The sequence below is a fragment of the Rhizobium sullae genome, assembly GCF_025200715.1.
Taxonomy (GTDB): domain Bacteria; phylum Pseudomonadota; class Alphaproteobacteria; order Rhizobiales; family Rhizobiaceae; genus Rhizobium; species Rhizobium sullae.
Map to the genome: position 1 here is coordinate 2,676,814 of NZ_CP104143.1, position 25,687 is coordinate 2,702,500.

At 58.3% G+C, this 25,687-nt stretch carries 25 protein-coding genes, 1 tRNA gene, 2 rRNA genes and 2 pseudogenes (1 of these 30 cut by a window edge); 14 read left to right on the forward strand and 16 right to left on the reverse strand.

What is annotated here, in order from left to right; genetic code table 11:
* Window positions 1-124 precede the first annotated feature (124 nt).
* From N2599_RS13560 to N2599_RS13580, 5 genes are read left to right on the forward strand one after another with little or no spacing between them, the layout of a single operon-like run.
* Window positions 125-1,030 carry a carbohydrate ABC transporter permease gene (locus tag N2599_RS13560; RefSeq protein WP_027510032.1) on the forward strand — a complete coding sequence of 302 codons (906 nt, stop codon included), beginning with the start codon at window positions 125-127 and terminating at the stop codon, window positions 1,028-1,030.
* A 1-nt stretch (window position 1,031) separates the two neighbouring features.
* The gene (locus tag N2599_RS13565) at window positions 1,032-1,991 is read left to right on the forward strand and encodes a carbohydrate ABC transporter permease (protein WP_027510031.1); all 960 of its coding nucleotides are present in this window, start codon (window positions 1,032-1,034) and stop codon (window positions 1,989-1,991) included.
* Window positions 1,988-2,191, forward strand: coding sequence for a hypothetical protein (locus tag N2599_RS13570; protein WP_027510030.1), 204 nt, complete (start codon window positions 1,988-1,990; stop codon window positions 2,189-2,191). Before N2599_RS13565 ends, N2599_RS13570 begins: the two co-directional genes overlap by 4 nt.
* Window positions 2,188-3,297: an ABC transporter ATP-binding protein gene (locus N2599_RS13575; RefSeq protein ID WP_027510029.1), complete on the forward strand. Its 1,110-nt coding sequence runs from the start codon at window positions 2,188-2,190 to the stop codon at window positions 3,295-3,297. The genes N2599_RS13570 and N2599_RS13575 overlap by 4 nt, the downstream gene beginning before the upstream one ends.
* Entirely contained in the window at window positions 3,297-4,373 is a 1,077-nt protein-coding gene (locus N2599_RS13580) for an ABC transporter ATP-binding protein (protein ID WP_027510028.1), read from the forward strand. Before N2599_RS13575 ends, N2599_RS13580 begins: the two co-directional genes overlap by 1 nt.
* An 82-nt stretch (window positions 4,374-4,455) precedes the next feature.
* On the opposite strand, the gene N2599_RS13585 is transcribed toward N2599_RS13580, so the two are convergent.
* From N2599_RS13585 to N2599_RS13600, 4 genes are read right to left on the reverse strand one after another with little or no spacing between them, the layout of a single operon-like run.
* Window positions 4,456-5,430, reverse strand: a complete 975-nt coding sequence (locus tag N2599_RS13585; protein ID WP_027510027.1) for an NAD(P)-dependent oxidoreductase — start codon at window positions 5,428-5,430, stop codon at window positions 4,456-4,458.
* 22 nt (window positions 5,431-5,452) lie between these two features.
* On the reverse strand, window positions 5,453-6,145 hold the full coding sequence (locus tag N2599_RS13590; protein WP_100772259.1) for a FadR/GntR family transcriptional regulator: 693 nt from the start codon (window positions 6,143-6,145) through the stop codon (window positions 5,453-5,455).
* A 2-nt stretch (window positions 6,146-6,147) separates the two neighbouring features.
* A complete protein-coding gene (locus N2599_RS13595) occupies window positions 6,148-7,317 on the reverse strand; it encodes a mandelate racemase/muconate lactonizing enzyme family protein (protein WP_027510025.1) in 1,170 nt (389 codons plus the stop codon).
* Between the two features lie 41 nt (window positions 7,318-7,358).
* Window positions 7,359-8,264, reverse strand: a complete 906-nt coding sequence (locus tag N2599_RS13600; protein WP_027510024.1) for a sugar phosphate isomerase/epimerase family protein — start codon at window positions 8,262-8,264, stop codon at window positions 7,359-7,361.
* 350 nt (window positions 8,265-8,614) lie between these two features.
* Between N2599_RS13600 and N2599_RS13605 the strand changes: the two genes are divergently transcribed.
* Window positions 8,615-9,466: a sugar phosphate isomerase/epimerase family protein gene (locus N2599_RS13605; protein ID WP_027510023.1), complete on the forward strand. Its 852-nt coding sequence runs from the start codon at window positions 8,615-8,617 to the stop codon at window positions 9,464-9,466.
* Between the two features lie 85 nt (window positions 9,467-9,551).
* On the opposite strand, the pseudogene N2599_RS13610 reads toward N2599_RS13605, so the two are convergent.
* The 4 genes and pseudogenes from N2599_RS13610 to N2599_RS13625 form a co-directional block, all read right to left on the reverse strand.
* Window positions 9,552-9,716: pseudogene (locus N2599_RS13610) on the reverse strand (cupin domain-containing protein); the annotation flags it as partial.
* Window positions 9,717-9,969: 253 nt separating this feature from the next.
* Window positions 9,970-10,914 carry an alpha/beta fold hydrolase gene (locus tag N2599_RS13615; RefSeq protein ID WP_084606453.1) on the reverse strand — a complete coding sequence of 315 codons (945 nt, stop codon included), beginning with the start codon at window positions 10,912-10,914 and terminating at the stop codon, window positions 9,970-9,972.
* A gap of 820 nt (window positions 10,915-11,734) precedes the next feature.
* Entirely contained in the window at window positions 11,735-12,640 is a 906-nt protein-coding gene (locus tag N2599_RS13620) for a nucleotidyltransferase and HEPN domain-containing protein (RefSeq protein ID WP_027510021.1), read from the reverse strand.
* A 205-nt stretch (window positions 12,641-12,845) separates the two neighbouring features.
* A complete protein-coding gene (locus N2599_RS13625; protein ID WP_156915271.1) occupies window positions 12,846-13,211 on the reverse strand; it encodes a hypothetical protein in 366 nt (121 codons plus the stop codon).
* 446 nt (window positions 13,212-13,657) lie between these two features.
* On the opposite strand from N2599_RS13625, the gene N2599_RS13630 reads away from it, so the two are divergent.
* On the forward strand, window positions 13,658-14,344 hold the full coding sequence (locus N2599_RS13630; RefSeq protein ID WP_051336561.1) for a DUF2268 domain-containing putative Zn-dependent protease: 687 nt from the start codon (window positions 13,658-13,660) through the stop codon (window positions 14,342-14,344).
* Between the two features lie 481 nt (window positions 14,345-14,825).
* Here N2599_RS13630 and N2599_RS13635 read toward each other — a convergent pair whose 3' ends face one another.
* The 3 genes from N2599_RS13635 to N2599_RS13645 form a co-directional block, all read right to left on the reverse strand.
* Window positions 14,826-15,221: a GNAT family N-acetyltransferase gene (locus N2599_RS13635; RefSeq protein ID WP_245209243.1), complete on the reverse strand. Its 396-nt coding sequence runs from the start codon at window positions 15,219-15,221 to the stop codon at window positions 14,826-14,828.
* A gap of 59 nt (window positions 15,222-15,280) precedes the next feature.
* Entirely contained in the window at window positions 15,281-15,691 is a 411-nt protein-coding gene (locus tag N2599_RS13640) for a hypothetical protein (protein ID WP_375714108.1), read from the reverse strand.
* A gap of 141 nt (window positions 15,692-15,832) precedes the next feature.
* Window positions 15,833-16,474, reverse strand: coding sequence for a dihydrofolate reductase family protein (locus tag N2599_RS13645; protein ID WP_027510019.1), 642 nt, complete (start codon window positions 16,472-16,474; stop codon window positions 15,833-15,835).
* 146 nt (window positions 16,475-16,620) lie between these two features.
* On the opposite strand from N2599_RS13645, the gene N2599_RS13650 reads away from it, so the two are divergent.
* From N2599_RS13650 to N2599_RS37830, 6 genes are all read left to right on the forward strand, one after another.
* Entirely contained in the window at window positions 16,621-16,977 is a 357-nt protein-coding gene (locus N2599_RS13650) for an ArsR/SmtB family transcription factor (RefSeq protein ID WP_027510018.1), read from the forward strand.
* Window positions 16,961-17,440 carry an SRPBCC family protein gene (locus N2599_RS13655; protein ID WP_037141920.1) on the forward strand — a complete coding sequence of 160 codons (480 nt, stop codon included), beginning with the start codon at window positions 16,961-16,963 and terminating at the stop codon, window positions 17,438-17,440. The genes N2599_RS13650 and N2599_RS13655 overlap by 17 nt, the downstream gene beginning before the upstream one ends.
* A complete protein-coding gene (locus N2599_RS13660; RefSeq protein ID WP_156915270.1) occupies window positions 17,440-17,694 on the forward strand; it encodes a hypothetical protein in 255 nt (84 codons plus the stop codon). The genes N2599_RS13655 and N2599_RS13660 overlap by 1 nt, the downstream gene beginning before the upstream one ends.
* Before the next feature lie 372 nt (window positions 17,695-18,066).
* Window positions 18,067-18,441 carry a hypothetical protein gene (locus N2599_RS13665; protein WP_156915269.1) on the forward strand — a complete coding sequence of 125 codons (375 nt, stop codon included), beginning with the start codon at window positions 18,067-18,069 and terminating at the stop codon, window positions 18,439-18,441.
* 29 nt (window positions 18,442-18,470) lie between these two features.
* A complete protein-coding gene (locus tag N2599_RS13670; protein WP_027510015.1) occupies window positions 18,471-19,586 on the forward strand; it encodes an MFS transporter in 1,116 nt (371 codons plus the stop codon).
* Window positions 19,587-19,751: 165 nt separating this feature from the next.
* Complete coding sequence (locus N2599_RS37830) at window positions 19,752-19,913, forward strand: hypothetical protein (protein ID WP_375714109.1); 162 nt, start codon at window positions 19,752-19,754, stop codon at window positions 19,911-19,913.
* Between the two features lie 653 nt (window positions 19,914-20,566).
* Here N2599_RS37830 and N2599_RS13680 read toward each other — a convergent pair.
* Complete coding sequence (locus tag N2599_RS13680) at window positions 20,567-21,202, reverse strand: LysE family translocator (protein WP_027510014.1); 636 nt, start codon at window positions 21,200-21,202, stop codon at window positions 20,567-20,569.
* Window positions 21,202-21,291: pseudogene (locus N2599_RS37835) on the reverse strand (hypothetical protein); the annotation flags it as partial. The gene N2599_RS13680 and the pseudogene N2599_RS37835, both read right to left, overlap by 1 nt.
* A gap of 352 nt (window positions 21,292-21,643) precedes the next feature.
* Between N2599_RS37835 and N2599_RS13685 the strand changes: the two are divergent.
* Window positions 21,644-22,189: a GNAT family N-acetyltransferase gene (locus N2599_RS13685; RefSeq protein ID WP_027510013.1), complete on the forward strand. Its 546-nt coding sequence runs from the start codon at window positions 21,644-21,646 to the stop codon at window positions 22,187-22,189.
* A gap of 572 nt (window positions 22,190-22,761) precedes the next feature.
* Here N2599_RS13685 and N2599_RS13690 read toward each other — a convergent pair.
* The 3 genes from N2599_RS13690 to N2599_RS13700 form a co-directional block, all read right to left on the reverse strand.
* Window positions 22,762-22,838 (reverse strand) — tRNA-Met (locus tag N2599_RS13690).
* Window positions 22,839-22,951: 113 nt separating this feature from the next.
* Window positions 22,952-23,066 (reverse strand): 5S ribosomal RNA (gene rrf, locus N2599_RS13695).
* Window positions 23,067-23,187: 121 nt separating this feature from the next.
* A 23S ribosomal RNA gene (locus tag N2599_RS13700) occupies window positions 23,188-25,687 on the reverse strand; it runs 449 nt beyond the window's last position.

A 25,687-nucleotide genomic window follows, 5' to 3' on the forward strand; every position in this document is an offset into this window, starting at 1 on the left:
GCTCCCTCCCCTTTTTCAACTCTGCACCGCAATGGTGCTCGCGGGACACGACGTCCGCGTTCAGGCAATGCGCAACAGGACGCCGAAAGTGCGGCCAGCGCGCGGCTCTCGGAGGAGGAGCACATTGGCCACTGTGGTTATGACATCGCTGGACTCGAAGTCGCGTGCTTTTTCGCGGGGCTTGAGCGACATCAAGATTCGAAATCTGTTCATTGTCCCGACGATCCTGTTCCTGATCATCTTCAACATCTTCCCGTTGATCTATTCGCTCGGCTACTCCTTCACCGACTTCCGTGCCTCAACGAACGCTCCGGCCAACTTCGTCGGCCTGCGGAACTATCGGGAACTGCTCAACGACCCCTTCATCTGGTCGAACTTCGCCATCACCGCGAAATACGTGATCGTGTCGGTCGCCGGTCAGGTCATCGTCGGTTTCGGCACGGCTATGCTGCTCAACCGTGACATCCCGTTCAAAGGTTTGCTCACCACACTGCTTCTGCTGCCGATGATGCTGTCGATGGCAGTCGTCGGCCTGTTCTGGAAGCTGCTCTACGACCCGTCCTTTGGTATCATCAACCATGCGCTCGGCTTCGGCCGCTTCGAGTGGCTGTCGAACCCGGATATGGCGCTCTACGCCGTCGCGATCACCGACATCTGGATGTGGTCGCCCTTTGTGATGCTGCTTTCGCTCGCTGGTCTGTCGGCTGTGCCGAAGCATCTCTATGAGGCCGCGGCAATCGACCGGGCCGGACCGTTCTACACGTTCTTCCGCATCACGCTGCCGCTTGTTGCCCCCATCCTGATGATTGCAATCATCTTCCGCACGATGGAGGCCTTCAAGACCTTCGACCTCGCCTATATCCTCACAAGCCAGCCAACGACCGAGGTGATCTCGATCCGCCTCTACAAGATGGCCTTCCAGGAATGGCAGACGGGGCGCTCCTGCGCGCTCGCCTATATCGTGCTCATCATGGTGCTCGCCATCACCAACATTTACGTCAAGTACCTCAACAAGGTGAAGGAGCGCTGAGATGGCCGCCGTCCGAACCCGCTCCGAGCGTGCCCTGAACCGGGTGGCGATCGCCGCCGTGCTCGTCATCACGCTCATCTTCCTCGCACCGATCTACTGGATCACGTCGACGGCCTTCAAGCCGCGCAACCTCGCCACGACGATACCCCCGACCATTGTCTTCCAGCCGGAAGTATCGCCGTTCGTAAAACTCTTTGCCAAGCGCTCGCAGCTTCGCGAACGGCCGACGCCGGAACACTATGCCGCGGCCCCATGGTGGGAGCGGCTCGTCTTCGACGGCGGCGAGAAGGTCGTGCGGTCCGGCCGCGGCGAAGTACAGCTCTCCGGCTACCCCAGCCGCTTCATGAATTCGCTCATCGTCGCGATTACCTCCACGGTGCTTGCGGTGGGCATGGGGACCTTCACGGCCTATGGCTTCTCACGCTTCAAGGTCAAGGGGGAAGCAGACCTGCTCTTCTTCATCCTGTCGACGCGCATGCTGCCGCCCGTGGTCGTGGCGATTCCGATGTTCCTCATGTACCGCGCCGTCGGGCTCAACGACACCCACTGGGGCCTCATCATCCTCTACACCGCCTTCAACCTCTCCTTCTCGGTCTGGCTGATGAAAGGCTTCATCGACGAAATCCCGAAGGAATATGAGGAGGCGGCACTCGTCGACGGCTACACCCGCATGCAGGCCTTCTTCAAGATCGTCATCCCGGAAGCCGCCACCGGCATCGCCGCCACCGCCGTCTTCTGCTTCATCACGGCCTGGAACGAATATGCATTCGCGCTGATCATGACCAACCGGCGCGCGCAGACCGCACCGCCGTTCATCCCGAGCCAGGTCGGCTCCGGCCTGCCGGACTGGACGGTGATTGCCGCCGGCACGTTCTTGTTCCTGCTACCGGTCGCCATCTTCACCTTCCTGCTCAGGAACCATCTCCTGCGCGGCATGAGCTTCGGAGCGATCCGCAAATGACCTTCCGCGCCCTGAACCAGAAATATATAGAACCCGGTTCGCAGTACCTGATGATCTTCGGCATCATCGCGCTCTGCCAGCCCTGGAACCTGTTTCTCCACCGCTACGGCATGACGATGACGCTCGTCGGACTGATCGCCTTCATGGTGACGACCAAAATCCCGCGGGACGATCAACCAGACGAAGGCAGCCATTCATGACGCAGATCGAACTTCGCGGCATCCAGAAATATTTCGGTGCCGTCCAGGTCATCAAGGACCTTAATCTCGCCATCGCCGACAACGAATTCATCGTGCTGCTTGGCCAATCCGGCTGCGGCAAGACGACGACATTGCGCGCCGTCGCAGGCCTGGAGACCATCGACGAAGGCGACATCCTGATCGACGGCCAGCCGGTGCAGCATATCAAAGCATCCGACCGCGACATAGCCATGGTGTTCCAGTCTTTCTCGCTCTATCCGCACATGACGGTCTATGAGAATATCGCCTTTCCGCTCCGCGCCACCCGGATGAGCCGGAAAGATGTCGATACGTCGGTGCGCGAGATCGCCGGCGTGCTGCGCATCACCGGCCTGCTGGGCCGCAAGCCTTCGGCGCTATCAGGCGGCGACATGCAGCGTGTTGCGATCGGCCGCGCGCTCGTGCGACGGCCAAAGGCCATGCTGATGGATGAGCCGATCGGTGCGCTGGACGCCAAGCTGCGCGAGGAGATGCGGGCGGAAATCAAGCGTTTGCATATCAAGCAGGGGTCAACCACCATTTACGTGACTCACGACCAGGTGGAGGCCATGTCGCTCGCCGACCGCATCGTCATCATGCACGAGGGCATCCTCCAGCAGGTCGGCACGCCCGAAGAGGTCTATTCTCAGCCCGCCAACATGTTCGTCGCCCAGTTCGTCGGCAGCCCGGTCATGAACATGGCGCAGGCGACCGTCAGCGAAACGGGCGGCCATGCCAGCGTGCAGGTCAGCGACGGAGTAAAGGGCTTCGAGTTCCCGGCCGCCCTTGCCAATCGCCTCTCGGACGCGGGGGCCGAGGACGGCAAGCTGACGCTCGGCGTCCGGCCTGAGGGCGTGCTGATCTCGCGCGAGGCCCGCGAGGGCTTCATGCCGGTCGAGGCGCATATCATCGAGCCGCTTGGGTCGCACGACATCGTCGACCTGAAGGTCGGCGACCAGATGATCAGGGCACGCACCAAGAGCGGATTCGTGCCCGGCCCGGGCGAAGCCGTCTGGGCGCGCATCGACCCTGCCCAGGCGCATTTCTTCAACACGGCGACCGGCTCGTCGCTCGGGATCAGACTCTGATGGCGCATATCGAACTCAAGGGTATCACAAAGACCTTCGGCAACCACACGGCGCTGAACAACCTGAACATCGACATCGCTGACGGCGAGTTCTTCGTGCTGCTCGGCCGGACCGGCGCTGGCAAGACGACAACGCTGCGCCTCATCGCCGGTCTCGAAAAGCCGACGGCAGGCCAGATCTTCATCGACGGGCAGGATGTCGCCGACTGGGGTGCCGCCGAGCGCGACGTGGCCCTGGTGCTCCAGCAATATTCGCTCTATCCGCGCTTTACGGTGCGGGAGAACCTGGAATTTCCATTGAAATCCCGCATTCGCCGCGTCGAACCCGCTGAGATCAAGGAACGCGTCGACCGGGTTGCGAAAACCCTGCGCATCGAGCACCTGCTCGAGCGCAAGACCGACCGGCTATCGGGCGGCGAGATGCAGCGCGTCTCGATCGGCCGGGCCATCGTGCGCAAGCCGCGCGTCTTTCTGATGGACGAACCGCTCTCGGCTCTCGACGCGAAACTGCGCGAGGCGCTGCGCACCGAGCTGAAAAACCTGCAGATGAACCTCGGCGCGACCTTCCTCTTCGTCACCCACGACCAGATCGAGGCCATGTCGATGGGCGACAAGATCGGCGTTCTCAACAACGGCCAACTGGTGCAGACGGGTACGCCGCAGGAGATCTACCGAAACCCGGTCAACACCTTCGTCGCGCGCGCGGTCGGCTCGCCGCCGATGAACCTGATCGCCGGTACGCTTGCCAGCGGCGAGGCAGTGGCCAGCGAGGGCTACCGGCTGCCGCTCGGCAGCGGGCACGGGATTGCCACGGACGGTCGCCCGCTCACCTTCGGCATCCGCCCCGAAGACCTCTTCCTCGACAGCGGTGCGCCGGGGGAAGCACGGGTGCACGACGTGGAGAACCATGGCGTCGAAAAGATCGTGACGCTGCGCACCGGCGAGAACTTCATCCACGCGACCGTGCCGGCGCAGACGGTGCTTCGGATCGAGGATACGGTTCGCTTTTCGTGGAATCCGGAGAAGGTCGTGCTGTTCGACACCGGAAGCGGCGTCAGCCTGCGGCATGCGGGCTGAACTGATAGGTTGGAAAGATGCCAACGGCTTCCGTGACACCGCAGGAGCCGCCAGCGTTTCGGATCGTCGCGAAGGGGCTGAGCTATGCCGGAAAGCGCCGGCGGTAGTGCTCGACCACTTCGGGATTGCGCAGATTGACGGGCAGTTCGCCCTTCATGACGCGCAGGACTTCGCTTGCCGCGACCGTTCCCATCCGCATCATGCTCTCATCCGTAAGACCGGCGAGATGCGGAGTGACGATGACATTGTCGAAGCTGAAATATGGATGGTCGAGCGGAAGGGGCTGGGTCGCGAAGACGTCGAGCGCGGCTCCGCCGATGCGTCCCTCGCGCAGCGCCTCGATCAGCGCCGCGTCATCGATCACCGGGCCGCGCGAGACGTTGACCAGAATGGCATCGGGCTTCATGCGGCCGATGCGCCCGGCATTGAGCAGGCCTGTCGTCTCCGACGTCAGCGGGCAGCAGAGCACGACGATGTCGGCCATCGCGACGAGGTCGTCGACCGGCAGGAAGCGCACACCGTCCGGCACGCGCTCCGGCGACCGGCTCGTGGCGACCACCTCGAGGCCGAAACCGAACTTCGCGATCCGGAAAATCGCCTTGCCGACATTGCCCATGCCGACAATGCCCATGGTGCGGCCCCCGAGGTCCGCAGCCCCGTCCGACTGGCCGCGCCCGGCCGCCCAGCCCCTCTGCCGCAGTTCCCGGTCCATCAGGCGGAAGCGCCGAAGCAGGGCGAGCGTCACGAGGAAGACGTGCTCGGCGACCGTCGACGCATTCACAGCCGGCACGTTGGCGACAAGCACGCCGACGCGGTTCGCCGCATCCATCGGCACCATGTCGAGCCCGGCGCCATGGCGGATCGCAGCGCGAAGCGCCGGCGCATCCTCGAAGAAGGCCGGCGGGATCGGCGCGCGCACGACGACGATGCCCGCGCCCCGCCCTTCTCGCAGCAACGTTTCGGGGTCGGGCGCGGAGGCGATGCGCAGATCGCCCGCAGCCTTAAGCACCGCCTCGGCGGCAGGATGCAGGGGATGTGTGGAAAAGATGAAGCTCATCGGCCCTCCCCGCCGGTTACACCTATCCGGCGGCCATCGCAGGCCCGCCGATGAGACCCTTCCAATAGCTTTCCGCACCCTGGAGATGCGCGTTCATCAGCGCCTGGGCGAGATTGCCATCGCGGGCAAGCAGCGCCTCGTAGATGCGGACATGTTCCTCATGCGAGCGCCAGCGGCGGGCGACGTCGCTAAAATAGATCGGCAGGCGCTGCTCGCCCATCATGTAGTAGACGCTGCACACGCGATAGAAGACGCTATTCTTGGTGGCTCGGACGATCTCCAGATGGAAATCTCGGTCCTCGCGCGCCAGCCCCTCGCCTGCGGCAAGCTTCGCCTCGGACGCGGCAAGGATGTCGCGCAGGCGCTGGTAATTTTCTTCCGTCGCCCGCAGGCAGGCGAGTTCCGCGGCCTTGATCTCATGTATCTTGCGCAGTTCCACGGTCTCGTAGATCAGGATCGGATCAAGCGGCACGCCGGCTCGAGCAAAAAGTGCCATGGCCTCTACGCTCGCCTCCGTGGTCGTCAGGTAGATACCCGACTTGGCGCGGCGCTCGACGATGCGCATCGCCTCCAGGATCGCCAGCGTCTCGCGGATATGGCCGCGGCTGACGCCGAAATGCTCAGCAAGCTCCCGCTCCGAAGGCGTGCGGCCGTTGCCGCTCGAATTCGAGAAAAGATATGCCGCGAGATCGGAGAGGAGGGAATTTTCTTTCATCGTCACAGTCTTTGGGCGTGAGCCTCGAGGACCCTCTGATTGATCGTGAAGCCCAGGCCGGGTTTATCAGGAATCTCTATCATGCCGTCCTTTACCGACACAGTGTCCTCGACAAGATCATGGATCATCGGATTCGCGCCGAGCGAATATTCGATAACGAAGCTTGCCGGGGAAGCCGCGCACAAGTGCAGGCCGGAGAAGAAACAGGGCGCACCAGCCCAAAGATGCGGTGCGAAACGGAGGTTGAAGGCGCTGGCGAGCGAGCTGATGCGCATCGCCTCCGTAATGCCACCACAGAAGGCCGGATCGGGTTGGAATATATCGGCGGCCCGCAGCATGGCAAGATCGCGGAAGGCAAACCGTGTCGACTCGCTCTCGCCCGCAGCGATCGGCACGTTCCCCGCCGCGCGCACCTCCGCCATGCCCGGCTTGTCGTCGGCGATCACCGGTTCCTCGAACCAGGCGAGGTCGCAATCCGCCACCATCTCCATGAAGCGCTTCGCTTCGGCAACCGTATAGGTGCCGTGCGCATCGACCATAAGGTCGACGTCGGGGCCGATCGCCTCGCGGGCCGCCCGCACTCGTGAGGCCGAGACATGCGGCGCGCGGTCCATCGCGCCGACGCGCATCTTGACCGACTTGAAACCGCCGGCCGCGATATAGGACTGGAGCTGTTCGCCGATCAGGTTTGCGCTCTCCCAACCACCCGAGGCATAGGCGGGTAACCTGTCCGCCTTGCGGCCACCCAGCAGTTTCCAGACGGGGACGCCGAGCGACTTGCCGAGAATGTCCCACAGCGCTAGGTCGACCGCGCTGATCGCCGCGACGGAGAGGCCGCGCCGCGCGATCTGCGGCATGGCATGACCCGAAATAGCCGCCATCTCGTGGCGTACGCCGTTGTAAAGCATCTCCCATATGGGAGAGATGTCTGCAGGATCACGGCCGATGAGCTCCGGCCCCACCTCGTGGTTCAGCATGTGCACCAGCGTGCCATAGGTGCCTGCACTGCCGGCGGCATTCTTGCCTTCTCCCCAGCCGACGATGCCGTCGTTCGTTTCGATACGCAGGATGGCAGCATCGAAGGTCGTCAGCCGGCCGAAGTCGCTGCGATGTTGGCGGCTCGCCTCGATGGGAATCTTGACCCACCAGGCCTCTACGGTCTTGATACGCATGTGTCGGATCTCCCGCCCTCACGACCCGCGGGCCGCCGGGCCTATGCCTTTCCGTTCGTTACTTTGATCAGTGGCAGGATCGTCTCGGCGGTGATCCGCATCTGATCGTCGTAGAACTTCTCGGTGAGAAGGCTTGAGCCGTGGTCCTGGATGAACTTCAGCTGCTCCGGCGGGATATCGACGGGGTTGCGCTCCACCATGTCCGGGTACTTGGCCGCCGGCGTGCGATCGACCGGAGCGACAAACTCGTTCGTCACCGCGCCGTCGTAGCCGATCTCCCTCAGCGTGCCGATGATCTTTGGCCAGTCGAGCATGCCGAGGCCGGCGGCGAAACGATTGTTGTCGGCGATGTGGAAATCGAACAGGCGCTTTCCGGCGAGCCGGATCGCTTCATACATGTCATCCTCCTCGATGTTCAGGTGAAAAGCATCGAGGCAGACCCCGCATTCGGGGCTGACGGCATCGGCGAGCGCCAGCGCCTGGGCGGCACGGTTGAAGAAATAGGTCTCGAAACGGTTGAGCGGCTCGACGGCAATGCGCACGCCCTTCTTCCGGGCATGGGCAAAACATTCCTTGGTTGCGTCCACCACCCACGTCCACTCTTCCTCCTCGGTCCCATCCGGCACCACCTTGCCGACGGTCGCCGGTACGAGGGTAACGATCTCGCCCTCGAGTTCGCTGACCATAGTGATGACGCTCTTGACATAGTCCACTGACCTGGCGCGCTGGCCTTCGTCCCTTGCGGCAAGGTTCCGCTCGCCGAGCGTCAGCGTGACGGCGCCCCAGCAGCGGATACCGTACTCTTTCAGCAGCGCGCGCGTCTCCTTGATGTCGTACTGTGCCGGCTCGCCGGATATCTCGATGCTTTCGTAGCCATATTTCTTGATGCGCTTCAGCGTGACGGCGAGCGGTTCGGCTCGCATCCAGTTGTGTGTCGAAAGATGCATGAAGTCCTCCCAGACTGTTACCAACTCGTTCGATCGCCGATGGCGGCGGCAAACGGTCACCTTGTCGTCACCGGCCCGCTGCCTTCGGCAATCTGGTTGGGCCAATTCTTGTCAATTGCTAGCTCTAGCGCAATTTTTCGCCCTCTGCAAGGTGGAGTCAGAAACGGCGATACGTCTTATTTTGCCGAGCTTTAATGCCAATTTTCTTGTTTTCACGCGGATTTGCAGGCGATTGGAACCGGGAACTGGCTTGACCAGATTTTCGGATTTGGTATTACCAGATAATGGAAAAGCGAAGGGCGCTGTAAGAACGCCGCTCAGGGGGGTCCACGGGGCCAAAAGGAGGAGACATGAAGATCGGCATGTGCATGTTCCTCTGGACGACGAGTGTCGGCCGGAAGCATGAAGGACTGTTGCGCGACATCAAGAGCACTGGGTTTGATGGCGTCGAGATACCGATCTTTTCGGGCACGCCCGACAACTACCGCCGGCTGGGAGACCTGCTCGACCGGATCGGCCTGGAACGGACCGCCGTTTCCGCCATGGGCGATCCCTCGATGAACCTGATCGCGTCCGACGCCGCAACCCGCAGACGCGGCATCAACTACATGAAATGGGCCATCGACTGCAGCGATGCGCTCGGCGCCACGATGCTGAGCGGGCCGCTGCATTCGACGCTCGGACAATTTTCCGGAAGCGGCCCGAGCGCGGCGGAACTCAAGCGCTCGGTCTCCTCACAACGCGCGATCGGTGATCATGCCGCAAAGCGCGGCGTCACGATCGGGCTCGAGGCGCTGAACCGCTTCGAATGCTATCTGTTCAACACGATGGACGCCCTAGCGGCCCATGTCGACGCGGTCGGGCACCCCAACATCCGCGCGATGTACGACACTTTCCACAGCAATATCGAGGAGGCTGATCCCATCAGCGCCTTCACGCGAAACAGCGACCGCATCGTCCATGTGCATATTTCTGAGAACGACCGCGGCGTTCCGGGGCGCGGCCATATTCCCTGGGCGGAAACGTTCAAGGCCCTGCGGTCGAGCGGCTACGACGGCTGGCTGACGATCGAGGCCTTCGGCCGGGCGCTCAAGGACCTTGCCGCCGCGACAAAGGTCTGGCGCGACTTTTCCGAAACGCCGGAAGCGGTCTATCGCCAGGGTTACCGCCATATCCGCGATGGCTGGCACGCAGCGGCATGAACGCTGTGCCGCCAATCTATGATCGCCTCAATGTGCTTGCACGCAAGGTACTTGAGGACGGAGTTTTTGCCGACCTTCGAGTTGAAGAACTGATTTCGCCTTCTATCACCGTGGTATAGATAACAGCGCTTCTTGCATGCCTGTGCGCGGACCTAAATCCACCTGGACCGTATTCGACCAAGACACCCACCATGCTCTTTCCAGGAACATTCGGAAGCTTCTGGTCGAACACGACTGATATCTTTGCGTCCCGGCTTTTTCGGCTGCGAAGGACAGCGTAAACATCGGGCGAGCAAAAGAGTGGTTAGGCCGGTCTAATTCTTCTGAGTATAGTTTCGTCTCCATGGAGAACCGCCACTTGCGACGGCCTGCCGAGAGAGGCTTCAAGTAGATTGAGATGTACGATGGTTTATTGACACAATGCAACACGGCCCGGCCTGCAATGGAAGAAGCCGGTCGCATACGCCGCCGGCTCCAATGCATGTGACATAGGAGGGTCGCAATCACATGGGTGCAGGAAGAAATTCGGTCAATGCTTTTGTAACGGCTGCAGGCTGCTCCTCGGGGATCCAATGGCCAGAACCCTCCACGACCACGCCGCGTACGTTTTTTGCGACATGGCGGATGTGGTTGCCATACTCTGCTCCCATGCCCCCAACTCCACTCATGGCAAGAACCGGCATCTGCAGCTTCTCGATCGAAAATAATCTGTTAGCTTCAACGTCTTTGGGGAAGGCGCGATAGTATTCAAAGCCGGCGCGAAGCGCCCCTGGCTGAGCATATGAGCGTCCGTAAACTTCGTCGGCTTCGTTATCGAAGGCGCGCGAGTTAACGCCCTCGGCATTGTGGAACCATTTCAGATATTCGAGTTCGCGGCCTGCGATAAGCATTTCCGGAACGTCACGGACAGAGTGGAAGCGAAAATGCCATGTACGAGGACCGTGGATCAAATCGTCCCAAGGCTCAATGCCGGGGAGAGGAACATCCAAAATCGCAAGTGTCTCAACGTCATTGGGATATTTAGCGGCATAGGCATAGACGACCATGCCGCCCATGTCGTGGCCGACAAGGTTTACCAACGGACCGATGCCCAGATTGCTCACCAGCTTTCGAACGTCCTCGGCTATCGAAGCCTTATCATAGCCAGCCAGAGGTTTGGCGGTGTCGCCCAGACCACGAAGATCCGGCGCGAGAACTGTATACCCTTGGGTCGCCAATTGCGGCATCACATGACGCCACATATATGACGTGGTACCCCAGCCATGCAGCAACACGACCGTTTGCGGCCCACCCTGCGCCAAAAGGTAGTGATAAGCGACCCCGTCAACGTCGGACTTGCCATCGATGATTGAATGGGAGGCATCGATGATCGTGTCGTTTGCTGCCGGCACTTCCGGTATACCCGCGAACGTTCCAATCATAAGGGCCACTAAAAAGTAAAAGCGCATTGCAAACTCCAGAATTTCGAAAAATCAGTCCCACAGAGCCCAAAATCGTCCCCCAAATCGATAGAACGATGGTTTGCCTAGCACCCCGTCGAGGGCGAACCGCGACGGTAGCTGAGCAGCCGCAATCATTAAATCGTCCGAATGCTCCAGGCTCTCCGGCGTCAACGCTGTGTCAACGCCGCTAAGCCTCAAGATAAACGGCGTTAGGCCTCAAAGCGCGAAACGGGCGGTCATTTTCGGTCTTCCTCGTACCGGGCTGCGGGTCTCCACTTTGCAAAACTCAAGGGATCTGGACCATCGTGCGGAGGGCGCGTGTGTTCGATACTTTGGTATAGGGATACCTGAGTGTAGGACCTATGGCGGGTAGTCGAGAACACCATGATCAATGGCTTATGCTATGATCATGACGAAAGCTCTGATCGCGGCGAGTTTCGCTGACTCATCCCCAGCGATCCAGTCGATGGCGGACACCAAACCGCTTTCGTCTCAACTGCTTGCTATAAGCCTTGACCGCATTGCATGGACGAGATGTCTGAGCCTTGGGACACCTGACCAGAGCGAAGGACAAACTCGCCGTCTAGTGTCGCGGCAATTGCAATCGGTTCGGCAAGACCCGCCAGGTCCGATGTAACTCCATCCGTCATCTGCTATCTCCGCAAAATTGAAACGGTCGAGCATTAGGATGACCGCAATGAACCTGCCAGCGCTAGAGCCTAAACGTCTGCCTCTGGCGCGATCCGACGAGGCCATCTTCCGCTGTCGACCCTTGGACGAAGCCGCTCGCGCGGCACTGGCTCCAATACCGAATTCAGCGGAACCGTCAAACGATTGCCCGCTCCAGTTCCGAAAGTCGCTCCTTACAAATCGCCGCGACAATCTGGTGCAAGTGTTCGGTCCGCTCAAGCAGCCAGGCAAGCGCTTCTTCGGTGATCTCGAAGTGCTTCGAATATCGCGCTTTGACATAGGCTTCGTTGAGGATGTTGTACCACGCGATGTAGCGGTGCTGGTCGCGCGGCCAGGCGTCGATGAGCCGGTGGTCCTGATCTTCAGCCAGCCCGCGGAGGAATTTCAGATTGTGCGACGGCGGGCTGTAGTTCGTCAGCGTGAGAAGCAATGCAGAATACGCCGACTCGACGGACTGGTGCAGTTCAAACGCCGCGAGATTAGTGTCCCCTTCTGTACGGTAGAACTTGGCGCCCTTGATGAATGACGTCGAGTATCTGAAGATCCTCTCGAAATGCTCCTTGGCCACCCTATACGCATCGGTAGCGGAAAGCTTTCTTGGTTCGGCCAGCGGCCGGTCGTCGAGCTCGTAGAGCACGATGCCCTCGCGCAGGATGTCGACGAAGAAATACTGGCCGTCGGCCAGGAAGTTATTGACCTCCCTGGCACCATGGACGATCAGCCCGACCGGGGTTTTGACCTGCTTGTCCCACATCAGCCGGTCGGTGGTTTTGTCCCAGTACTGCGGTTCAGCCAGCTGTTTGGAATTGACGATGACCAGGATATCGTAGTCGGAGCGGTAGCCCTTCATCGTGTGCGGCTCGTCGACCCAGGTGCCGCGCGCAAACGAACCAAAAAGCAGAATCTTTAAGATCCGGCCGCGCTTCTTGAAGGCGGCCGAGGTCCCTGACAGCGCGTCGGCGAACTCCTCATGGATGATCGCAACAATGCGGGCAAGCTCGCGCTGCTTTTCTTCCGGCAGATGTTCCAGAGACGATCGCATGGGTTCATCGATAGGCCAAAGACGATTCGCCGTCTACTACTGGAAACTGTAGGAACTGCGGCATGGAAGACGACGGAATGATACGGCCGTGCCCGGCGAGCGGCGGCCTTGCCGCCGATCCCCAAAACCGGATCGGCTTTCGTCCTCGCCGTAGCGCGCAACACGCCAGATGTGAAGCCTCGTCGCTCATCCTATCCTTCCCGAACTAGAAGCGTGGCTTGCCGGGCCGGCGCGGGTAGTCCCTCTCAATGTCGCGCGTTTCGTAAGAAAGGAGCAGTCGGTCCGCCCTCCCGTCTTGGTCCAACGCCACGCGGCGCTGAATGAATTTGCTGCGAAACGCCGCATCGATAATCTCGGCTTCGGTCATGCCGAGATGAGCAACGAGATTAAGGATCGCGCCGTTGCCTTGATCAAAGCCCGTTTCACGCTCCTCCTTAAGATGATTCTCCAGGCGGAGGCGTTTCTGACGACGCTCCCAACGAAAGCGCGCATAGGCGACGGTTGCGATGACCCCGTTAGAATCGCCGCGATGTTCGCGGCTATTCCCAGTCCATAGTCCTCGGACACGCACTTCCTCCGGCGAGGTTTTTACAATCCTTCACAGCGCATCGCTGATCCTCTGGAAGCCAAGATTTTCACGGAAAATACAAGGGCGCACAGATCCTCCCGAACTCGCACGCCGCTGCTTTGCCGCTAAAGCGTTAGCAAATACGTGATTCAGTTGGTTAGAGCGGCAAGCGCGCAGCGATCGATTATGATGAACCCGACTTCAAAGCGGCATACGAGCGGCGGACTGTGCCCGGTGCTAGTCATAATCTTCCGCAGGAGGACCCAAAGCCTTCGCAACAGCGAGCCTCGACTTGTCGCTTTGACGGGCTGGGCCGATCATGGCAAGGTGCCCTCATGATTAGCTTCGTGACCATTGCATAATCTTCTCCGCAAGGTTCTTCGACACCTTCGGAAATATGATGCGGCCTCTACAGACAAGGGTGCAGCAGAACATGCGTTTGGACAATCATGAAGCTCAACCTCCATTTCCTTGAAGCCGAAGGGTCGCTTGCCCCTTGGCGCAACGCTATTCGGGCGCAGGCTAATTCCGTTGCCGCTCGCATTCGCGCCGTCGTTCCGCCGGAATTTCATCAACGCTCGTTCGACATCGTCATCCAATACCTACCGGATGAGGTCATTCCAGAATTGGGCTTTGGCGGTTCCTGCTTCCGTCGCGGGCTGGTGACCATCAATCTCGATCCCAAGACGGCTGACCTCGAGGCCCATCTAGTGCAAGGAGTTTTCAGGCGTATGCTGGCCCATGAACTCCATCATGCAATGCGATGGGGTGCATGTGGCTACGGATTGTCGTTGGGTGAGGCCTTGGTATCGGAGGGGCTTGCCGACGCTTTCTCGGAAACCATTACTGGCCTTTCCGCCCCGCCTTGGTCGAGCGCGCTGCGCGATGGCGGTTGGTGCGACCTTCTCGACCAGGCCGAACGCGAACAAGATCGCCAGGATTACGATCACGCGGCTTGGTTCTTTGGCACTGGCGAACTGCCCCGATGGGCAGGTTACACGATCGGCTACCGCTTGGCCCGTCTCTACGGTCAGGCAAACCCCGAGGCTGCCGCAATCGGCATGATCGACGCACCGTCGTCTGCGGTTCTCGCATTTTTAGCTGCGCTCAGGGCAAGTGTTTCAGCCACGAAGTAGCACTACCGACGGTGCGTCAGAGCGGTTCGGCCCACACTCGTCTACCATGCATGCCGCGGTCTCCGCACGATAGACGCAACAGCCCCAGTCAGAGACGCCGAGTCGCATGCCACTTTCCTCGACCAGGAAATCAGCGTAGGCGGCAAGTTCACCGATCACAGCCAAGATGCAGTGATTTTGAATTACACGTAATGTTATATCATTGACTTTTTTTCTTTCTATAGAAATAATCGCAGTGAGCGTATTTTAGCCTGGCTTAAAACCGGATCTGAGGGACGTCTCGACTAGATGGTTTTCCATTAGAAGATGCTTATGGGAAGCAGAGATGGCAACAGCAGAGGGGGAACCCGGACCAACACCGCAGATAAAAGAAATCGGGATGGGAGCAGAGGCGGCCTGAGCTGGAACGATCATGATTCTGTTTTGGGCAGCGCTGTAGGAGGTGCTATAACTTAGAACTTCCGCGACAGCAGGGAGATAACTAAAGCTCTTTCTCCATTAGGGCCGAGCGCGATTTGATCATCTTCCCCTCGAAGGGTTTAACTTCACCAGTAGGACGGAAGCCCATCTTAATCCAAAAGCCCATGACCGGATTTGTTTCCACCACGGCCAGCCGCAAGGTGCGTGCTCTGAGATGGTCGCGAGCGAACCGTTCCGCCTCACGAAACAGTGCTCGGCCAACGCCAGAATCCTGTGCACTCTCCCGGACAGCCAGAAGGCCAATGAACTCCGTCCCGGGCATAGGGTAGCCGTCGATGATATCCAGAAGGCCGACGGGCGCACCTTGGCAGTTCGCTAAGAACGCATGCTTTTGACGCGGGTCGTAACCGGGCGGGAGCGCAGTTGCGAATTCATAGGCCGCGTTATCGCGTCTCAAGACACCATCGACATGCTGCGAGTAGGCGGTGAGTTCATCGAAGATAGTATCTACCTCGCCTAGATCGGCCGGAGAGACTGGCTCAAGCGATATAGTAATCCCACTCTCCATAGCTTACCGCCCTTCTGACGAAATTCAGGGATTTTGCGACACCATTTTGGTCGGTGCTGCCAAGCGTAGCAGCGTTGAGACGCCGACGAAACCACCGCCGACGATGCAGAAGAGCTGTCGCCAGATTTCGGAGGGCATGGCTTCGCGCGTAATGCCTTGGACCCGCCATATCCAGCGACGGCGGCGGACGCGGCGAAGACCAGCCCCACGATGAGGCGCAGGATCGGGGAGCGCAGCGTATCGAAAAGGACCGCCAGCAAACCAAAGGCCGCACCGGCCGCAACCAGGCCGACAGGCCCCGCGCCGAACAGGCAGGCGCCGGTCTGGTAGGCGAACTGCGCTGTGGTCAATCCGGCCATGAAGCCATTTTATAGCCAATGACTTAAACGGCTGATGCGGGGCCGAAAGCAGACTGTCGGCACCTGCACTGGCAACACGATAAGCCGACATCATGGACCATCTGTGGACAGTCCATGATCGCCCAAGTCACAGGCGAGCGGCTAGCGTTGGAAGGTCAGGTGGATGGTGCCACTCGGTGCCGTTTCTGCCTTGACGGTACAGCCAGCTTCCAAGCCGCGCAGATCGTCCCACAGGCGTATACCGCGCCCCAGCAAAATCGGAGCGATAGCAACATGAAGACGATCGACAAGGCCCGCCTTTAGGAAGTCGCGAACGACAGTGGGACCGCCGCCAACCCGCACATCCTTGTCGCCCGCCACACTGACAGCCCGCTGGAGCGCATCAGCAGGCGTGGTGTTGATGAAATGAAAAGTCGTCCCGCCGGCCATCTCTAAGGAAGGCCGTGGCCTATGGGTGAGGACGAAGACCGGAACCCGGAACGGTGGCTCGTCGCCCCACCAGCCACGCCAGTTCGGATCATCGGGAAAGTTGTGGAGTCCGAACATGCCAGCGCCCATGATCTCGGCACCCACATTATCGAAGTACTCCTTCGCGTATTCGTCGTCGACACCTGTGGTCCCTGCTCCCGTCGTATCCTTTAACACGCGCTCGCGGAACGTTCGCGTTGCAGCATATGCTCCGACGAGACGCGACCAGTCCTCGCCGAACGGAGCTTCGGGCGTCTGGTCCGTCGTTGTCGCGAAACCATCGAGCGAGATCATGAGATCGACACGAACTACCACTGGAGTCCTCCTTATGAGTGGTTGCATACCGTCCCAATATCAAGCGGGCTTGATACTAAGGCATTTACCTTCGTATCCGGAGCCGGACACTAAGGCAAGTGCCTTTCTATCCTTGACCAGAGCCCGGAGCTGTTTTAACAAGTCGCATGCCTTACCATTCGACCCCCCTCGACCTCGCCTTTCACGCTCTCAGCGACCCGACCCGCCGCGCGGTGATATCGCGGCTGGCTGAGGGCGAGGTGCCGGTCAGCGTCCTGGCCGACCCTTTCGACATGGCGCTGCCCTCCTTCGCCCAGCATCTCAAGGTGCTGGAAGATTGCGGGCTGATTGCCAGCGAGAAGCGGGGGCGCAGCCGCTGGTGCCGGCTGGTGCAGGCGCGCTTCGACGAGGCGGCGGATTGGATGGAAACAGAACGCCGGCGCTGGACCGATCGGTTGGATCGCCTGGAAGTCTACTTGGACAAGACGGAAGAGGATGTTGAAGGACATGGCAAACCTGTTTGAGACCTGGTCGCTCGATCGCGAAATCGTGCTGGTCAAGCTGCTGAATCACCCACGCGACAAGGTCTTTGCCGCCTGGATGGACCCTAGGGCGCTAACTGAATGGTATGGTCCGGCCGGCCTTAGAATCGAAAGCCATGAGGCCGATATTCGCGAAGGTGGGGTCTGGCGGTTCGACATGGTAGGCGTGTTCGAGGGCAAGGAGCAGCGCTTCCCGAACCTCATGCGCTTTCTGGAGATCGTGCCGAACGAGCGGATCGTAATGGACTACGGCACACCTGACCCTGACGACCCCGACCGTTTCCGCGCCACAGTGACGTTCGATGAGCAGGCCGACGGCAAGACAGTGCTGACAATGCGCCAGCTCCACCCCAGTCGCGAGCGGCGTCAGGTGGTCATCGGCTTCGGCGCGGTGGAATACGGGCTGCAGACGCTGGACGGCCTCGCCGCCTGGCTAGACGGCTGATGAAATCTTCCTCAAGAAGCGCCTGTCATGCCGTGTCGGTTTCGGCGATGCGCCCGAAATCAGGAGGAAAGATCGTGCTGACGCCGGCACCAGAACGCGGCCAAATCGACGCGACGCTGCACGGCGAACTGGGCACGATCCCCAATTCGTCGAGCGCCAAGCCATTGGAACGACTACAAAAACGAGAACACTCCCGGCGCGGCTCGCGCGGGAGTGTTGGTATCAGTGGTTGCGGACGGACCTTCCACCATTAATCAAGGCCTAAGTTGCGGCGGTAACCGCGCAAAGGCCGAGGGCGCTGCCGTTCCCTTTTCTGGATGATAGCGCCGTGCTCGATCTATCCAACTGATACCGACGCGCCGACATGAAAAAGGTACAGGGGGCACGCAACTACCGGTACCGACGTTCGTTGCAGATAGCTGTCTAAGGCGTCGTGGCCTAACCTACGGCCAAGCTGGCAACATGTGAGCAATTTCTATGGTGTGCCTGTGAATAAGTATCGAGTGATGGCCCCGGTTGCTTTAGCAAAAACAATTGTTTAACCTGCCGATCGGCACCGGGACCCCACAGGCGCGACCTTCCGCCTGGCGCACAGCGTTGAAAGAGCTTTCTCGGAGTGCATGCAGATGTACTATTCCCTGTCGGCCACACCCGACGAACCCCGCAGCGACATGGATATGCGAGACAGATGGCGTGACGGGACATCGATCGCGGATTTCCCGAATTTCTTTAATCCGGTCGACGCCGAAATCATCGAAGATTTGCCGGTCCCGGGCGATGGATTGAAGAACTTGCTGGACGAGGCTGTAACCCAAGGGCTTCGGGCGTATCGCTATATCCTGGCTCAGACGCCGGGCTTTGCGGTGGTCAAGATCACCATGTCAAAAATGGCTGTCACGGACCCGACTTTCTACGCCAACAATGACCGATTCAAGCAGTTCGCCTCGTTAACGGGTTTCGAACTCGGTGAAATTACCTACACGCATTCAATGTTTATGTAAGATGAAGCGTCTTTCCCTTCCTATTGGTCATGTCCACCGCCGCTGGGGTTGCGAGCTTCAGCGTAGTCGATGTAATCTATTTCCAAAACATAGGTTACAATCTTGTTTTCATCGGGCTGATGGTGTCCGTATTCAATATTTTCGTCAGCCTTGCCGAGCTGCCTTTTGCGATTCTGTTCGACAAGTATTCGAGCAAGCTCTCCTTATATATTGGATTTTCCCTTCGCATCATCGCCTTTGCAATTTTTGCGGCGAACTTCGGCGCCTCATCAATGTTCGTCGCACAAGCGCTTGCGGGCATAGCAACCGCCGCGGCAAGCGGAACGACCTACGCGCTCATCCTCAACGAGGTGAAGGAGCGATCCCATGAAAGCATGTCCTCCGAACTCAGCAGAATGGGCCTTTATGGAGGCGCCGGTTCACTCATTGGCGGCTGCGCGGGTGTTCTCGCCTTCTACTACGTGGAGAGTTCGATATGGTTGCTCGCCATCCTGTTCTTCGTTCTCGCAATCGTCGTGTTGGCAATGTTCCACGACCGACCGGCAGAAGGCGCTGATTCCACGTTGCGAGAGCTGTTCTCCAGCTGGGTCGGAATCTTCAAATATCGAGCGACCTATCTTCTGATCATCCGCAATGCGAGTGCGGTGGCACCCATATTGCTCTGGCAGGTGAAGTTCGAGAAAATCGCCCTTTCCTATGTCTTCCTGGGGTTCTTTATAATCAATGCAGCATCGACGCTTGCCGCGAGAGCTGCAAAATCGACGTTCCTCAAATTATCCAACGTGAAGTATCTGAGCGTTGCGAACATTGCTGCAATTGGGGCCTTCGCTTTCACAGATCAGATATACATCGTTGTCATCGCATTCCTTGCGCACATAGCGCTGCATGTCATCCTGCACATACAGGTCAATGGACATTTCCATTCCATCATTGAAAATAAAGTCAGAGCGTCATCGGCGTCCTTGATTTCGTTATCGGACTCTGCAGTGGTGGCAGTTGCTGCGCCTGCAATTGGCTATCTCGCGGACCAGTACGGTCTCACGGCAGCAATTTCGAGTTCGGCGATATTCTATTTGACCGTGCTGATTTTATCATTGTCGTTATCTACTCCGGTCGAAAGGGCACAGCAATCGGCGGCACAGTGAGTTGGCGGGATGAGACTGTTCTAATTGAGATTGGCTTGTGCAGCCTGCTTTGGTCGCAAGCCGGTCTCGGCTTCTGTGGCGCCGTCAAAGAGGCGGGCCCCCCACATTCAGGCATGGTCGGTTCCCTGCATCCTGATCATCGGCAGGCTGCCGGAAACGCACGACTTGAAGAGGTCGTTCGAGATCTACCGCGGAAGCCAACGAGATGTGCTGATCGTCACATTCGACGAACTTTTGGCCAAGCTAATAGTGCTGCACGAATTCCTGTCGGCTAAACCGGACGACCCCGAGGAGGACCTCTCGGACCAATTCGCCGATCTGTTATGATAAAGGCATGCCCGGATGAGCTCTGTCGCCAGCGGCAACCTTTCCCTACTTCCGCGATCCGCTTCATCTCCGTCGCCAGGAGCGGTGTCGCTCACCGGTCGTCGTTCAGGCAGCCATGCGTAGCGGCGTCGATGACGATGGATCCTTGATTGGGTCCAAACGACCATGGGCTGATCGCCTAGTGCTCCTACGGTCAATCGATCAGCGGCAGCGGGATCTCATCATCTCATCACCGCGTGTCACCGATCGAGCGTCTGCTTGCAGGATACGCTTCAGGCCTAGTCATCGTCCGAGTAGCGGCGCAAGCAGCCAAGCTTTGCCCGGTGCGGGCAAGGACGGTTTTGAGACGGATGATACGATCTGGTTCGCGCATGGCTGGCCTGCCTCCTGGTGGCTGTTTCTGGCAACTGCTGGGACCAGACAGGTCAGGCCGTTACAGGCGCCCAAGAGGGTTCCATATGGCATAGGGCTGTAGCGGAGAGACGGCGGCAAATCGGACGGGTTCAGATTCCGATGCCCCGTCCTCCTCCAAAGTCGATGCCGTGGTTGAAGGCCAATTCCGCACCGAGTCGCCGGCGAAACTTTCGATTTTATTGCGTCGTATGAATCGCCGAATTTTGTGACGCCTCGGAAGTCAGGCGTTCGCGACAACTTCACGCGCTAACCACTCTCCAAAGCTCCACAGCCGTCATAGCGATGCCGCCAACTGCGATCATGAGCAGCAGAACACCCGACACGCGCAGCATGGTTCGATCAACGGTGGGCTTCAACAGCTTACTGACCAGGCGATAGACCAGCATCAACGTCGCAAAATCCAGGATAATCCATACGACTGTGAGCAATGCGATGCTGGTATTGGTGTCGCTCGTGATCCCAATGAACTGCGGGAAAAACGACGCGAAGAAAATGATATCCTTGGGGTTCGAGATTGCCATGACGAAGCCCTTGGAGAAACCGCCAACACGGGGCTGAATGTTCGCCTGGCCTTGGTCCGATGCGCCAGCCTCTCGAAAAATGTCCCAGCCGATATAGGCGATATAGCAGGCTCCGGCGAGTTTTAGGACATTGAACGCCGTCTCGTTGATCGCAAAAAGCCCCCTTACCACCAAGGCCGAAAGTAGGATCAGCACGAGGGAAGCGGCATTTGTGCCGAAGATTGTTCGGAGAGCTTTAGTCGGCCCGCCGGCAAGGCCCGCTCCGGTCACCAGAACCGCGACTGGACCGGGAACGGCAATCATCGTTACGACCGCCACCATATAGAGGGCAAGAATACTGAAATTGATGTCCATCAGGTTTCGACCTTACTATTGCTAAATGGGGACCGAAGAGGCTTTTCTCGGCCATCTTCCGAAAGTTGGTATTGCGGCCATTCCCGATTGTCAGCGTTTCCGTAGAACCCGAGTTCATTCGGGACTGCGCCGTTATTAAAGGCCGCATCGAATCCCTCTCACTCGTTGCAGGCACTCGTTGACTGCATACAGGTAATGCTATAACGTATCACTTGTAGCTACTATTGTCCTCTGAAAAACTTGGAAGGAATGAAAGAATGTCCGGTTCCGATGTATCCAGTCCTCTCAAGGGAGGTTGGTCGGTTGAAACCTTAACGACAACGATCCAGAAATCCTGATGAGCGAGACTGTAGACGGTGTCTCGCGTGTTGAACCCGGGACGAGCGCGTCCTCGGCTGCAATAGCGAAAGACATTCTTGAGGCTTTGGGCCGGGTAGGCTAATGGCAAACAACTATATTGTGAAATTTACGCCAGAATACGAAATTGACGCGCCAACAACGGCGCAGATTGCGGCTCTGCTGGACGAGAGTTTTCCTGACACCTTCGATGGCAGAACGTATTTCAAGCAACTGCCGCACTTCCGCTCTCTGGCGTTTGAAGGCGAGACCGTCATTGGCCAGGCAGGTGTTGATCACCGGGTCATAAGGGCCGGTGGAAAGATCATCAGGATCTTCGGAGTCATCGACCTCTGCGTTACGCCAGCGCATCGCGGTGTCGGCGTCGCGGGAGATCTTCTAAAGCAAGTCGAAAGTCTGGCGCTTGCTTCCAATGTCGACTTCCTGGTCTTGATGGGAGACGTTGACACGCTCTACATCGCGAATGGTTTTCGGCGCATTGACCCGGCGATGACTAAGTGGCTCGCCGTGGAGGACGTTGAGAGTGTGGCTGTCATCGAGCGCGACCTCTCGGATTGCTTCCTTGTCAAACCGGTACGAGGCGAAAGTTGGCCTATCGGCCAAATCGATATGTTGGGTTATCTGTTCTGACTGTTTACGAGTTGGTCGTGCGGATCATCACGGGGGTACCTGAGCTTCAGATCATCGACGATGAACTGTGGCAGTCGGCGAAGATGCGGCAAAGGGCAATCGCCGAGACGCGCGTTAACCTGACCGCCGCCGTCCGCGCGTCGCCGTGGTTTCCTAAGATACGACTTTAAGGACGTCTTTAATGTCGTGTCTTAGGCGAGGATTGGGATGCGGATCGATATTCTTGGGCAGGAACGACGGCGCCGATGGCGTGATGAGCAGAAGCTCGAGATTGTCATGCAGGTTGGGCTGGATGGCGCCACAGTGACGGAGGTTCCACGACGGGTCCGATGTATGGGCTCCCGCTCTCACTGACGGTGGCATCGACGAACTGAGCGAGATGCTTTCTTACGGTCGCCGTTCGCCGGAAACCTGGAACAACTTCCTGAAAGACTTTGTCGATGACGAAGAGCTCATCGCACGCGTCAAGGCGAAATCTCCGCGGTAACAACCGGCCGGTTACGTTCTATGTGCTTTTTCACGCAAAAAGGGCTCCGAGTTTCCTCGAAGCCCATTGAATTGGTGGTCAATTTTGGTTGCGGGGGCAGGATTTGAACCTGCGGCCTTCAGGTTATGAGCCTGACGAGCTACCGGGCTGCTCCACCCCGCGTTATATTTGTGTTCTTTGTTCAAAGCGGAACGGACCGCTTTGAGGGCGGCCCGTTTTGCTTGGCTTTGGGCCGTTAGTTTGGTGTTGAGAAGATTGTTAGTTGCGTTTTGCAGACCTGGCAGCGACCGACTCTCCCGCGTCTTGAGACGAAGTACCATGGGCGCTGGGGCGTTTCACGGCCGTGTTCGGAATGGGAACGGGTGCAGCCACCCCGCCATAACCACCAGGTCAGCGAAGCGCAACTAATTGAGAAGCTGGTACAGGAGTGATTTGTCACTCGTGTTTTGTTTTGAACACGTATCGATGGTCATCGGCGCCTTTGGCGCGTTGATGAGCATGGTCAATGAGAACGATCAAGCCGATCGAGCTATTAGTACCGGTAAGCTTCATGCATTGCTGCACTTCCACACCCGGCCTATCAACGTGGTCGTCTTCCACGGCTCTGATAGGGAACACTCGTTTTCAGGTGGGTTTCCCGCTTAGATGCCTTCAGCGGTTATCCCTTCCATATGTAGCTACCCTGCTATGCCCTTGGCAGGACAACAGGTCCACCAGAGATATGTCCATCCCGGTCCTCTCGTACTAGGGACAGATCCTGTCAATATTCCTACACCCACGGCAGATAGGGACCGAACTGTCTCACGACGTTCTGAACCCAGCTCACGTACCGCTTTAATTGGCGAACAGCCAAACCCTTGGGACCTGCTCCAGCCCCAGGATGCGATGAGCCGACATCGAGGTGCCAAACAACCCCGTCGATATGGACTCTTGGGGGTCATCAGCCTGTTATCCCCGGCGTACCTTTTATCCGTTGAGCGATGGCCCTTCCACGCGGGACCACCGGATCACTATGACCGACTTTCGTCTCTGCTCGACTTGTCAGTCTCGCAGTCAGGCGGGCTTATGCCATTGCACTCGACGACCGATTTCCGACCGGTCTGAGCCCACCATCGCGCGCCTCCGTTACTCTTTCGGAGGCGACCGCCCCAGTCAAACTACCCACCATACACTGTCCCGGATCCGGATAACGGACCGCGGTTAGACATCCATGACGATAAGGGTGGTATTTCAAGGATGGCTCCACGGAAACTGGCGTCCCCGCTTCAAAGCCTACCACCTATCCTACACATGCCGACACGAATGCCAGTGTAAAGCTATAGTAAAGGTGCACGGGGTCTTTCCGTCTGACCGCAGGAACCCCGCATCTTCACGGGGAATTCAATTTCACTGAGTCTATGTTGGAGACAGCGGGGAAGTCGTTACGCCATTCGTGCAGGTCGGAACTTACCCGACAAGGAATTTCGCTACCTTAGGACCGTTATAGTTACGGCCGCCGTTTACTGGGGCTTCAGTTCAAAGCTTGCACCTCTCCCTTTAACCTTCCAGCACCGGGCAGGCGTCAGACCCTATACGTCGTCTTGCGACTTCGCAGAGCCCTGTGTTTTTGATAAACAGTCGCTACCCCCTGGTCTGTGCCACCCCATCTCACTTGCGTAAAATGGGGTCACGCTTCTTCCGAAGTTACGCGTGCAATTTGCCGAGTTCCTTCAACATAGTTCTCTCAAGCGCCTTGGTATACTCTACCTGACCACCTGTGTCGGTTTCGGGTACGGTCTATACGGTGGAGCTGTTTCCTGGAACCGCGTCCCTGCAAGATCAATCCAATAAGACCTTACAAGTTGAGCAATCCGTCACTACCACCAGGCCCACGAATATTAACGTGGTTCCCATCGACTACGCGTGTCCGCCTCGTCTTAGGGGCCGGCTAACCCTGCTCAGATTAACTTTAAGCAGGAACCCTTGGTCTTTCGGCGAGAGGGTCTCTCACCCTCTTTATCGTTACTCATGTCAACATTCGCACTTCCGATACCTCCAGGATGTCTCACGACTGTCCCTTCACAGGCTTACGGAACGCTCCGCTACCACGTGTATTGCTACACATCCTCAGCTTCGGTGCATGGCTTCAGCCCCGTTACATTTTCGGCGCAAAGACCCTTATTTAGACCAGTGAGCTGTTACGCTTTCTTTAAATGATGGCTGCTTCTAAGCCAACATCCTGGTTGTTTTGGGATCCTCACATCCTTTCCCACTTAGCCATGACTTGGGGACCTTAGCTGGAGGTCAGGGTTGTTGCCCTTTTCACGACGGACGTTAGCACCCGCCGTGTGTCTGCCGATTAGTACTCCCCGGTATTCGGAGTTTGGTTAGGATCAGTAAGACGGTGAGTCCCCATAGCCCATCCAGTGCTCTACCCCCGGGGGTATTCGATCGACGCTCTACCTAAATAGATTTCGCGGAGAACCAGCTATTTCCGAGTTTGATTGGCCTTTCACCCCTAGCCACAAGTCATCCCAATCTATTGCAACAGATGCGGGTTCGGTCCTCCAGTTGGTGTTACCCAACCTTCAACCTGCTCATGGCTAGATCACTCGGTTTCGGGTCTAATGCAACAAACTAAATCGCCCTATTCAGACTCGCTTTCGCTGCGCCTACACCTACCGGCTTAAGCTTGCTTGTTACACTAAGTCGTTGACCCATTATACAAAAGGTACGCCGTCACCCTTTCAGGCTCCGACTGTTTGTAGGCATCCGGTTTCAGGTTCTATTTCACTCCCCTTGTCGGGGTGCTTTTCACCTTTCCCTCACGGTACTTGTTCGCTATCGGTCATGCACGAGTACTTAGGCTTGGAGAGTGGTCTCCCCATGTTCAGACAGGATTTCTCGTGTCCCGCCCTACTCTAGGACAATCAAAGTATCTACGCGTACGGGGCTGTCACCCGCTACGGCCAAACTTTCCAGAATGTTCCGCTTTAACTTCAATTGCCACTGGCCTGGTCCGCGTTCGCTCG

Bases quoted from the DNA above. Each gene is read 5' to 3' on its own strand.
- N2599_RS13565 (WP_027510031.1), top strand. From the start codon at position 1,032: ATGGCCGCCGTCCGAACCCGCTCCGAGCGTGCCCTGAACCGGGTGGCG.
- N2599_RS13570 (WP_027510030.1), top strand. From the start codon at position 1,988: ATGACCTTCCGCGCCCTGAACCAGAAATATATAGAACCCGGTTCGCAG.
- N2599_RS13575 (WP_027510029.1), top strand. From the start codon at position 2,188: ATGACGCAGATCGAACTTCGCGGCATCCAGAAATATTTCGGTGCCGTC.
- N2599_RS13580 (WP_027510028.1), top strand. From the start codon at position 3,297: ATGGCGCATATCGAACTCAAGGGTATCACAAAGACCTTCGGCAACCAC.
- N2599_RS13585 (WP_027510027.1), bottom strand. From the start codon at position 5,430: ATGAGCTTCATCTTTTCCACACATCCCCTGCATCCTGCCGCCGAGGCG.
- N2599_RS13590 (WP_100772259.1), bottom strand. From the start codon at position 6,145: ATGAAAGAAAATTCCCTCCTCTCCGATCTCGCGGCATATCTTTTCTCG.
- N2599_RS13595 (WP_027510025.1), bottom strand. From the start codon at position 7,317: ATGCGTATCAAGACCGTAGAGGCCTGGTGGGTCAAGATTCCCATCGAG.
- N2599_RS13600 (WP_027510024.1), bottom strand. From the start codon at position 8,264: ATGCATCTTTCGACACACAACTGGATGCGAGCCGAACCGCTCGCCGTC.
- N2599_RS13605 (WP_027510023.1), top strand. From the start codon at position 8,615: ATGAAGATCGGCATGTGCATGTTCCTCTGGACGACGAGTGTCGGCCGG.
- N2599_RS13615 (WP_084606453.1), bottom strand. From the start codon at position 10,914: ATGCGCTTTTACTTTTTAGTGGCCCTTATGATTGGAACGTTCGCGGGT.
- N2599_RS13620 (WP_027510021.1), bottom strand. From the start codon at position 12,640: ATGCGATCGTCTCTGGAACATCTGCCGGAAGAAAAGCAGCGCGAGCTT.
- N2599_RS13630 (WP_051336561.1), top strand. From the start codon at position 13,658: ATGAAGCTCAACCTCCATTTCCTTGAAGCCGAAGGGTCGCTTGCCCCT.
- N2599_RS13640 (WP_375714108.1), bottom strand. From the start codon at position 15,691: ATGGCCGGATTGACCACAGCGCAGTTCGCCTACCAGACCGGCGCCTGC.
- N2599_RS13650 (WP_027510018.1), top strand. From the start codon at position 16,621: ATGCCTTACCATTCGACCCCCCTCGACCTCGCCTTTCACGCTCTCAGC.
- N2599_RS13655 (WP_037141920.1), top strand. From the start codon at position 16,961: ATGGCAAACCTGTTTGAGACCTGGTCGCTCGATCGCGAAATCGTGCTG.
- N2599_RS13660 (WP_156915270.1), top strand. From the start codon at position 17,440: ATGAAATCTTCCTCAAGAAGCGCCTGTCATGCCGTGTCGGTTTCGGCG.
- N2599_RS13665 (WP_156915269.1), top strand. From the start codon at position 18,067: ATGTACTATTCCCTGTCGGCCACACCCGACGAACCCCGCAGCGACATG.
- N2599_RS13670 (WP_027510015.1), top strand. From the start codon at position 18,471: ATGTCCACCGCCGCTGGGGTTGCGAGCTTCAGCGTAGTCGATGTAATC.
- N2599_RS13680 (WP_027510014.1), bottom strand. From the start codon at position 21,202: ATGGACATCAATTTCAGTATTCTTGCCCTCTATATGGTGGCGGTCGTA.
- N2599_RS13685 (WP_027510013.1), top strand. From the start codon at position 21,644: ATGGCAAACAACTATATTGTGAAATTTACGCCAGAATACGAAATTGAC.